The sequence below is a fragment of the Mycobacterium sp. 1164966.3 genome, from assembly GCF_001665395.1.
Taxonomy (GTDB): domain Bacteria; phylum Actinomycetota; class Actinomycetes; order Mycobacteriales; family Mycobacteriaceae; genus Mycobacterium.
On the sequence record NZ_LZSG01000037.1, the window covers coordinates 107,907 to 116,468 of the forward strand.

Annotated in this window: 10 protein-coding genes; all 10 read left to right on the forward strand. The window is 64.6% G+C overall.

The annotated features are described in order from the left end of the window. The first annotated feature begins 17 nt into the window (after positions 1-17). Complete coding sequence (rpsS, locus tag A9W99_RS13320; protein ID WP_003892827.1) at positions 18-299, forward strand: 30S ribosomal protein S19; 282 nt, start codon at positions 18-20, stop codon at positions 297-299. Further along, positions 296-853 carry a 50S ribosomal protein L22 gene (rplV, locus tag A9W99_RS13325; protein WP_067378154.1) on the forward strand — a complete coding sequence of 186 codons (558 nt, stop codon included), beginning with the start codon at positions 296-298 and terminating at the stop codon, positions 851-853. The genes rpsS and rplV overlap by 4 nt, the downstream gene beginning before the upstream one ends. Next, complete coding sequence (gene rpsC, locus A9W99_RS13330) at positions 853-1,689, forward strand: 30S ribosomal protein S3 (RefSeq protein WP_067378158.1); 837 nt, start codon at positions 853-855, stop codon at positions 1,687-1,689. Before rplV ends, rpsC begins: the two co-directional genes overlap by 1 nt. Before the next feature lie 3 nt (positions 1,690-1,692). Further along, positions 1,693-2,109: a 50S ribosomal protein L16 gene (gene rplP / locus A9W99_RS13335; protein WP_067241947.1), complete on the forward strand. Its 417-nt coding sequence runs from the start codon at positions 1,693-1,695 to the stop codon at positions 2,107-2,109. Continuing rightward, on the forward strand, positions 2,109-2,351 hold the full coding sequence (gene rpmC, locus A9W99_RS13340; protein WP_067378162.1) for a 50S ribosomal protein L29: 243 nt from the start codon (positions 2,109-2,111) through the stop codon (positions 2,349-2,351). The genes rplP and rpmC overlap by 1 nt, the downstream gene beginning before the upstream one ends. Beyond that, entirely contained in the window at positions 2,348-2,761 is a 414-nt protein-coding gene (rpsQ, locus tag A9W99_RS13345) for a 30S ribosomal protein S17 (RefSeq protein WP_156623088.1), read from the forward strand. The genes rpmC and rpsQ overlap by 4 nt, the downstream gene beginning before the upstream one ends. Before the next feature lie 345 nt (positions 2,762-3,106). Continuing rightward, positions 3,107-5,464, forward strand: coding sequence for an arylsulfatase (locus A9W99_RS13350; protein ID WP_067378168.1), 2,358 nt, complete (start codon positions 3,107-3,109; stop codon positions 5,462-5,464). Positions 5,465-5,610: 146 nt separating this feature from the next. Further along, positions 5,611-6,555, forward strand: coding sequence for a DUF4436 domain-containing protein (locus tag A9W99_RS13355; RefSeq protein ID WP_067378171.1), 945 nt, complete (start codon positions 5,611-5,613; stop codon positions 6,553-6,555). A gap of 30 nt (positions 6,556-6,585) precedes the next feature. Further along, the gene (locus A9W99_RS13360) at positions 6,586-7,464 is read left to right on the forward strand and encodes a formylglycine-generating enzyme family protein (RefSeq protein ID WP_067378223.1); all 879 of its coding nucleotides are present in this window, start codon (positions 6,586-6,588) and stop codon (positions 7,462-7,464) included. A gap of 51 nt (positions 7,465-7,515) precedes the next feature. After that, the coding region (locus A9W99_RS13365; protein WP_067378174.1) for a 13E12 repeat family protein at positions 7,516-8,562 on the forward strand (1,047 nt) is incomplete at its 3' end.

Here is an 8,562-nt window from a genome sequence, read left to right on the forward strand (position 1 = left end):
CTCAGGAGTAGCCAACCATGCCACGCAGCCTCAAGAAGGGCCCGTTCGTCGACGACCATCTGCTCAAGAAGGTCGACGTGCAGAACGAGAAGAACACCAAGCAGGTCATCAAGACCTGGTCGCGGCGGTCCACCATCATCCCGGACTTCATCGGCCACACCTTTGCGGTCCACGACGGTCGCAAGCATGTGCCGGTGTTCGTGACCGAGGCAATGGTGGGTCACAAGCTTGGTGAATTCGCGCCCACGCGCACCTTCAAGGGACACATCAAGGACGACCGAAAGAGTAAACGGCGATGACCACCACGACCGAATTTCCGTCGGCGACCGCCAAAGCGCGGTTCGTGCGGGTGTCGCCGAGAAAGGCGCGCCGGGTGATCGACCTGGTGCGGGGCAGGTCGGTGGAGGACGCGCTCGACATTCTGCGCTGGGCTCCGCAGGCCGCCAGCGAGCCAGTGGCCAAAGTGATCGCCAGTGCCGCGGCCAACGCCCAGAACAACAACGGACTGGACCCGACCACTCTGGTAGTGGCCACGGTGTACGCCGACGAGGGCCCGACCGCCAAGCGCATTCGCCCGCGTGCGCAGGGGCGCGCATTCCGGATCCGTCGGCGCACCAGCCACATCACCGTGATTGTGGAGAGCCGTCCGAGCAAGGACCAGCGGTCGTCGAAGTCGTCGCGCGCCCGCCGCGCCGAAGGCAGCAAGGCCGCCGCAAAAGCACCCGCGAAATCCCCTGCCGGCAAGGCGCCCGCGAAGAAGGCGCCCACCAAGGAAGCGGCAAAGAAGACGCCCGCAAAGAAGGCTGCTGCCAAGGCTTCTGAGGCTTCTGAATCGAAGGGAGGCTCAGACTAGTGGGCCAGAAGATCAATCCGCACGGCTTCCGGCTGGGCATCACCACCGACTGGAAGTCGCGTTGGTATGCCGACAAGCAGTACGCCGAGTACGTCAAGGAAGACGTCGCGATACGCCGGCTGCTGTCGACCGGCCTGGAGCGCGCGGGGATCGCCGACGTGGAGATCGAGCGCACCCGCGACCGGGTCCGCGTGGACATTCACACCGCGCGTCCTGGCATCGTCATCGGCCGTCGTGGCACCGAGGCCGACCGCATCCGGGCCGACCTGGAGAAGCTGACCGGCAAGCAGGTTCAGCTCAACATCCTCGAGGTCAAAAACCCGGAATCGCAAGCACAATTGGTGGCTCAGGGGGTCGCCGAGCAGTTGAGCAACCGGGTGGCGTTCCGTCGTGCGATGCGCAAAGCCATCCAGTCGGCAATGCGCCAGCCCAACGTCAAGGGCATCCGGGTGCAGTGCTCCGGCCGTCTCGGCGGCGCTGAGATGAGCCGTTCGGAGTTCTACCGCGAGGGGCGGGTGCCGTTGCACACCCTGCGCGCCGACATCGACTACGGCCTCTACGAGGCCAAGACCACCTTCGGCCGGATCGGCGTGAAGGTGTGGATTTACAAGGGCGACATCGTCGGTGGGAAGCGGGAATTGGCCGCGGCCGCGCCGGCGGGTGCCGATCGTCCGCGTCGCGAGCGGCCGTCGGGCACGCGTCCGCGCCGCAGTGGCGCGTCCGGTACCACCGCGACCAGTACCGAGGCCGGACGGGCGGCCGGTAGCGAAGAGTCGGCCGCCGGCGGCTCAGGAGATGGCGCGCCTGCCCTCGAACCGCAGAGCACGGAGAACTGAATCATGTTGATTCCCCGCAAAGTTAAACACCGAAAGCAACACCATCCCCGCCAGCGCGGCATCGCCAGCGGCGGCACGTCGGTCAACTTCGGCGACTACGGCATCCAGGCCCTGGAGCACGCCTACGTCACCAACCGGCAGATCGAGTCCGCTCGTATCGCCATCAATCGCCACATCAAGCGTGGCGGCAAGGTCTGGATCAACATCTTCCCGGACCGCCCGCTGACCAAGAAGCCCGCCGAGACTCGGATGGGTTCGGGTAAGGGCTCGCCGGAGTGGTGGGTGGTCAACGTCAAGCCCGGTCGCGTGCTGTTCGAGCTCAGTTACCCCAACGAGCAGACCGCCCGCGCCGCGCTCACCCGTGCGATCCACAAGTTGCCGATCAAGGCACGCATCGTGACCCGAGAGGAGCAGTTCTGATGGCAGTGGGAGTTTCCCCTGGCGAACTGCGTGAGCTCACCGACGAGGAGCTGACCGAGCGCCTGCGCGAATCCAAGGAGGAGCTGTTCAACCTGCGCTTCCAGTTGGCGACCGGCCAGCTCAACAACAATCGGCGGCTGCGCGTCGTGCGTCAGGAAATCGCACGCGTCTACACCGTGCTGCGTGAACGAGAACTGGGCCTGGCGTCTGGTCCCGACGGCCCCGATGGTAAGGATTCGTGATGGCAGAAGCTAAGACCCCCGCCAAGCGGGCCGCATCGGCGGCGACCAAGGCCGCACCGGCGAAGACAGCCGCGAAGAAGGCTGCGCCGAAGGAAGCCGCCGCCAAGGATGTTGCGTCGAAAGACAAGGGCCCCAGGCACACTCCGGCCACGCCGAAGCCGCGGGGCCGCCGCAAGACGCGCATCGGCTATGTGGTGAGCGACAAGATGCAGAAGACCATCGTGGTCGAGCTGGAAGACCGCATGCGTCACCCGCTGTACGGCAAGATCATTCGCACCACCAAGAAGGTCAAGGCGCACGACGAGAACAGCTCCGCCGGCATCGGCGACCGAGTCTCGCTGATGGAGACCCGTCCGCTGTCAGCGACCAAGCGCTGGCGGCTGGTCGAGATTCTGGAAAAGGCCAAGTAACCCCGCGAGCAGACGCAAAAGCTCCCGTACGCGCGGCGTGTCGGGGGCTTTTGCGTCTGCTCGCCGGGCAGCCTCCCCGCCCGACTTTTGCGATGGGCGTGAATTGTGGGTCTTCAGTGTGAACCCACGGCTTTGAGTGTGCGGCCCGGGCGGAGAAATCGCGATTTCTCGACCCTGGGTTCACAACGAACACCCTGAGTTCACGCCGAACGCCCTGAGCTCACACCCGACAGGGCCGGCCGCCTGATGCGGCCTTCCGGTAGAAATCCTCAGCCTATTACTACTTGACACGTGTAATGTCCACGGACATTCGGTAAGTCCATCGCGGGAGTGAGGCTGGCAGTCATGACGGGGTCGACCGAGTTTCAAGGCAAAATCGAGCTGGATATTCGCGATTCGGTAGCGGATTGGGGGCCGTACGCGGCACCAACCGCCCCGAAGAATTCGCCGAACATCCTTTATCTGGTGTGGGACGACACCGGCATCGCCACCTGGGACTGCTTCGGCGGCCTGGTCGAGATGCCCGCGATGACGCGAATCGCCGAACGTGGTATCCGCTTGACGCAGTTTCACACCACCGCGCTGTGTTCACCGACCCGAGCGTCGCTGCTGACCGGTCGCAATGCGACCACCGTCGGCATGGCCACCATCGAGGAGTTCACTGACGGCTTCCCCAACTGCAATGGCCGGATCCCGGCCGACACCGCGCTGCTCTCCGAGGTGCTCGCCGAACGCGGCTACAACACCTATTGCGTCGGCAAGTGGCACTTGACGCCGCTGGAGGAGTCCAGCATGGCGTCGACCAAGCGGCACTGGCCGACCTCGCGCGGCTTCGAACGCTTCTACGGCTTCATGGGCGGCGAGACCGACCAGTGGTACCCCGACCTGGTTTACGACAACCACCCCGTAAACCCGCCCGGCACACCGGAAGACGGCTATCACCTGTCGAAGGACATCGCCGACAAGACAATCGAATTCATTCGCGACGCCAAGGTGATCGCCCCGGACAAGCCGTGGTTCAGCTACGTATGCCCCGGCGCCGGGCACGCTCCGCATCACGTCTTCCAAGAGTGGGCCGACAAATACGCCGGCAAGTTCGACATGGGCTACGAGCGCTACCGCGAGATCGTGCTGGACAAGCAGAAGTCGATGGGGATCGTGCCACCGGACACCGAATTATCGCCTGTCAACCCGTATCTCGACGTGACGGGACCGAAAGGCGAGCCGTGGCCAATGCAGGACACGGTGCGGCCTTGGGATTCCCTCAACGATGAAGAGAAGAAACTATTCAACCGCATGGCCGAGGTGTTCGCCGGCTTCCTGAGCTACACCGATGCCCAAATCGGCAGGATCCTGGACTATCTGGAGGATTCCGGCCAACTGGACAACACCATCGTCGTGGTGATCTCCGACAACGGCGCCAGCGGTGAGGGCGGTCCGAACGGGTCCGTCAACGAGGGCAAGTTCTTCAACGGCTATATCGACACCGTCGAAGAGAGCATGAAGCTCTTCGACCATCTCGGCGGACCCGAGACCTACAACCATTACCCGATCGGGTGGGCAATGGCGTTCAACACGCCGTACAAGCTGTACAAGCGCTACGCCTCGCACGAAGGAGGTATTGCCGACACGGCAATCATCTCCTGGCCCAACGGTATTGCGGCCCACGGCGAAGTCCGGGACAACTACGTCAACGTCAGCGATATCACGCCGACGGTCTACGACCTACTGGACATGACGCCGCCGGACACCGTCAAAGGCATTTCCCAAAAGCCGCTCGACGGCGTGAGTTTCAAAGCGGCCCTTTCGGATCGGGCTGCCGACACCGGCAAGAGCACCCAGTTCTACACCATGTTGGGCACGCGCGGCATCTGGCACGACGGCTGGTTCGCGAACACCGTGCATGCCGCGACGCCCGCGGGTTGGTCGCACTTCGACCAGGACCGCTGGGAGCTCTACCACATCGCGCAGGACCGCAGCCAATGCCATGACCTGGCCGCGAAGCATCCGGAGAAACTCGAAGAGCTTAAGGCACTGTGGTTCTCCGAAGCAGCCAAGTACAACGGGCTGCCCCTGGCGGATCTGAACATCATGGAAACGCTGATGCGGTCGCGGCCCTACCTGGCCGGCGAGCGAGAAAGCTACGTCTACTATCCCGACTGCGCTGACGTCGGGATCGGTGCGGGCGCCGAGATTCGCGGCCGCTCGTTCGCCGTCCTGGCGGAGGTGACCGTGGATACCACCGGCGCCGAAGGCGTCCTGTTCAAGCAGGGCGGCGCGCACGGCGGTCATGTGCTGTTCCTCCAGGACGGCCGCCTGCACTACGTCTACAACTTCTTCGGCGAGCGCCAACAGCTGGTTTCTTCGAACGGCCCGATCCCGCTGGGCAGACACTTGTTCGGCGTCCGGTATTCGCGGACCGGAACCGTGCCGAACAGCCACACGCCCGTGGGTGACCTCGTGCTGTACTTCGATCACAACGAGGTCGGCACACTGGCCGATGTGACGACGCATCCGGGGACGTTCGGATTGGCCGGCGCCGGCATCACCGTGGGCCGCAACGGCGGTTCCGGAGTGTCCAGCCGCTACAAGGCGCCATTCACCTTCACCGGCGGCACCATCGCCCAGGTCACCATCGACCTGTCCGGACGGCCATATCAAGACGTGGAATCTGAACTTGCCCTTGCGTTTTCGCGCGACTGATTGGCCGCCGCAGTTCTCGGCGCGTTCCTCGCGGGACAGGCCATAAATCCAACGGGCTAAGGAAAATTCGATGTGGCCGCGCCATGGGCACGGCTTCGCTACGATCTGACCTCGTGTTGCCTCCGACAAACAAAAGGTGGTAACCGATGAGTCATCACGCGCCTCCAGCACCCCCGCCTGAAACGCCGCCCACGCCGGAGACACCTGAACCCTCGGAGCGGGCCGTGTCGAAGTCGCGTGGGCGACGGTCCCTGATCGTCGCGGGGATTCTGGTGGCTTTCATCGTGGTCTACTCGCTGTCACTGTTCGGTGTGCACATGCTGGCCAAGTCATCGGGACCGCTGAAGGCGCCGGACCTTAATGCCACGGACGACAGCGTTGTGCTGATCCGGCTCGAGGAGCTCAAGACCGTCGCAAACCGCCTCTCGGTGAAGGTCCTTGTCATTCCTCAGGACAACATGTTCAATCAGCGCCTCGACGTGCTGAAGGTCGACACATCGGTGCGCATGGATCCACCGAACGATCTGGGAGACCTGGTTTACCCGGCAGGAAAGTCGCCGGCACAGGTCGCCACCACCATCGAGGCGCACGGCGATCCCAACAACTGGCCCTTCGACTCCTACAAGACCGATGTCCTCTCTGCCGATGTGCTCGTCGGATCCGGCGATGACCGCAAATATGTGCCCGCCCGTGTCGAGGTGACCGGACACTTGGACGGCTGGGACGTGACGGTTACCCGCGTGCACGACCGCGATGATTCAGCGGACGATCAGAGCGATGTGATCATCACGTTGCACCGGGCCAAGGGGCCGCTGATCTTCGACCTCGGCATCTGCCTGGTGCTATTCAGCCTGCCTGCCTTGGCATTTGCCGTCGCCATCCAAATAGCTTTGGGCAGAAGGAAATTCGTCCCGCCATTCGTGACGTGGTTCGCCGCGATGCTATTCGCTGTCATTCCCATCCGGAATTTCCTTCCTGGCTCGCCACCGCCGGGTGCGTGGATTGACCAGGCCTTAATACTCTGGGTGCTGATAGCGCTGGTCGGGGCGATGGCCTTGTACATGGTTACGTGGTACCGACAATCTGATTAGAACGTGGTGCGGCCGTTCTACCCTGAAGTGGTGCTTACCGAGCTGGTCGAACTACCGGGCGGGTCATTCCGCATGGGGTCGACGAGCTTCTATCCCGAGGAGGCGCCGGTCCACACCGTGACCGTCGGTTCCTTTGCGGTGGAACGGCATCCGGTCACCAACGCGCAGTTCGCCGAATTCGTTGCCGCCACAGGCTATGTCACCATTGCCGAGCAGCCGCTGGACCCCGCGCTGTATCCAGGCGTGAACCCCGACGATCTGCGTGCGGGTGCGATGGTGTTTCGTCCGACGGCCGGGCCCGTCGACCTGCGCGACTGGCGCCAGTGGTGGGACTGGGCGACAGGCGCGAGCTGGCGCCATCCCTTCGGCCCGCACAGCGATGTGGACGACAAGCCCGATCATCCGGTCGTGCAGGTGGCTTATCCCGATGCGGCGGCCTATGCGCGATGGGCCGGCAGGCGGCTGCCAACCGAGGCGGAGTGGGAGTATGCGGCGCGCGGCGGAGAGGCGACCACCTACCCCTGGGGCCACGAGGCGCAACCCAATGGTCGGCTGATGGCCAACACCTGGCAGGGCAGGTTCCCGTACCGCAACGACGGTGCGCTCGGCTGGGTCGGAACTTCGCCCGTTGAAACGTTTCCTCCCAACGGTTTCGGGCTGGTCGACATGATCGGCAATGTCTGGGAGTGGACCGCTACCGAGTATTCGCCACGTCACCGGCTCGACCAGCCGCCGAAGTCTTGTTGCACACCGTCGGGGCCGCCGAATCCAGGAATCAACCAGACGCTGAAGGGCGGTTCGCACTTGTGCGCGCCGGAGTATTGCCATCGATACCGCCCCGCCGCCCGGTCACCGCAGTCGCAGGACACCGCTACCACTCATATCGGGTTCCGCTGCGTGGCGGACTAGGGGCTCGGCTGCCGATCGCTGTTGTCGGTCAGCTGTGGCATACTCGAACGTATGTTCGAACGGGGTGGTGGGTGGTCGCAGGAGCAGGTGATTGCCTACTTCGATGAGTTGGCCGCGCGCTGCGAGCTGCGCGCACCCACCGGCGAGTCGGCGGCGTGGGTGCAGCGGGCCAGCGCGGCGGTGCGTGCGGAGAATCGGGCCGCCGCGGCGCAGTTGGTGGCGATTGGGGAGTTGTTCGCCTACCGGTTGGGGCGGTGTTCGGAGACCGAGGAGTGGGCGGTTGACACCATGGAGGCCGTGGCCGCCGAGGTGGCCGCGGGGTTGCGGATCAGCCAGGGTTTGGCGGCCAGTCGGCTGCGCTATGCGCGTGCGATGCGTGAGCAACTGCCGGCGACCGCGGCGGTGTTCATTAACGGGGATATTGATTATCGGGCGTTTCAGACGATTGTGTTTCGCACCGATTTGATCACCGACCCGCAGATCTTGGCCCGGGTGGATGCGGTGGTGGCCGCCAATGTGACCCGCTGGCCGTCGATGACCACGGCGCGGTTGTCGGGCAAGGTGGATGCCCTGGTGGCCCGGCTGGATGCTGATGCGGTGCGTCGGCGCACCAAGGAGCAGGCTGCCGATCGCCAGGTGTGGATCGGGGGCGACCTGGACGGCATCGCCCGCATCGAGGGCAGCCTGGTCAGCACCGACGCCCACGCCCTCGACCAACGACTGAGCGCACTGGCTGCCACGGTGTGTGCCCATGATCCGCGCACCGCGGCGCAGCGCCGCGCCGATGCGCTGGGGGCGCTGGCCGCCGGGGCCGATCGGTTGGGGTGTCGCTGCGCGCGCTCGGATTGTGCCGCTGGGGCGCGCCGCCCGGCCTCCCCGGTGGCGATCCACCTGATCGCCCCACCCGATGGGCCGGGTTGGGAGGTCGGTGCTGAGGGGTTGATCACCCCCGAACTGCTCGCCGAGCTAGCCACCACGGCAAAAATGGTGCCGCTAAGCCATCCCGGGGATGCCCCACCCGAGGACGGCTATGTCCCGTCGAAGGCGTTGGCCGACTTCGTGCGCTGCCGGGATTTGACGTGTCGCTGGCCGGGCTGC

Bases quoted from the DNA above. Each gene is read 5' to 3' on its own strand.
- rpsS (WP_003892827.1), top strand. From the start codon at position 18: ATGCCACGCAGCCTCAAGAAGGGCCCGTTCGTCGACGACCATCTGCTC.
- rplV (WP_067378154.1), top strand. From the start codon at position 296: ATGACCACCACGACCGAATTTCCGTCGGCGACCGCCAAAGCGCGGTTC.
- rplP (WP_067241947.1), top strand. From the start codon at position 1,693: ATGTTGATTCCCCGCAAAGTTAAACACCGAAAGCAACACCATCCCCGC.
- rpmC (WP_067378162.1), top strand. From the start codon at position 2,109: ATGGCAGTGGGAGTTTCCCCTGGCGAACTGCGTGAGCTCACCGACGAG.
- A9W99_RS13350 (WP_067378168.1), top strand. From the start codon at position 3,107: ATGACGGGGTCGACCGAGTTTCAAGGCAAAATCGAGCTGGATATTCGC.
- A9W99_RS13355 (WP_067378171.1), top strand. From the start codon at position 5,611: ATGAGTCATCACGCGCCTCCAGCACCCCCGCCTGAAACGCCGCCCACG.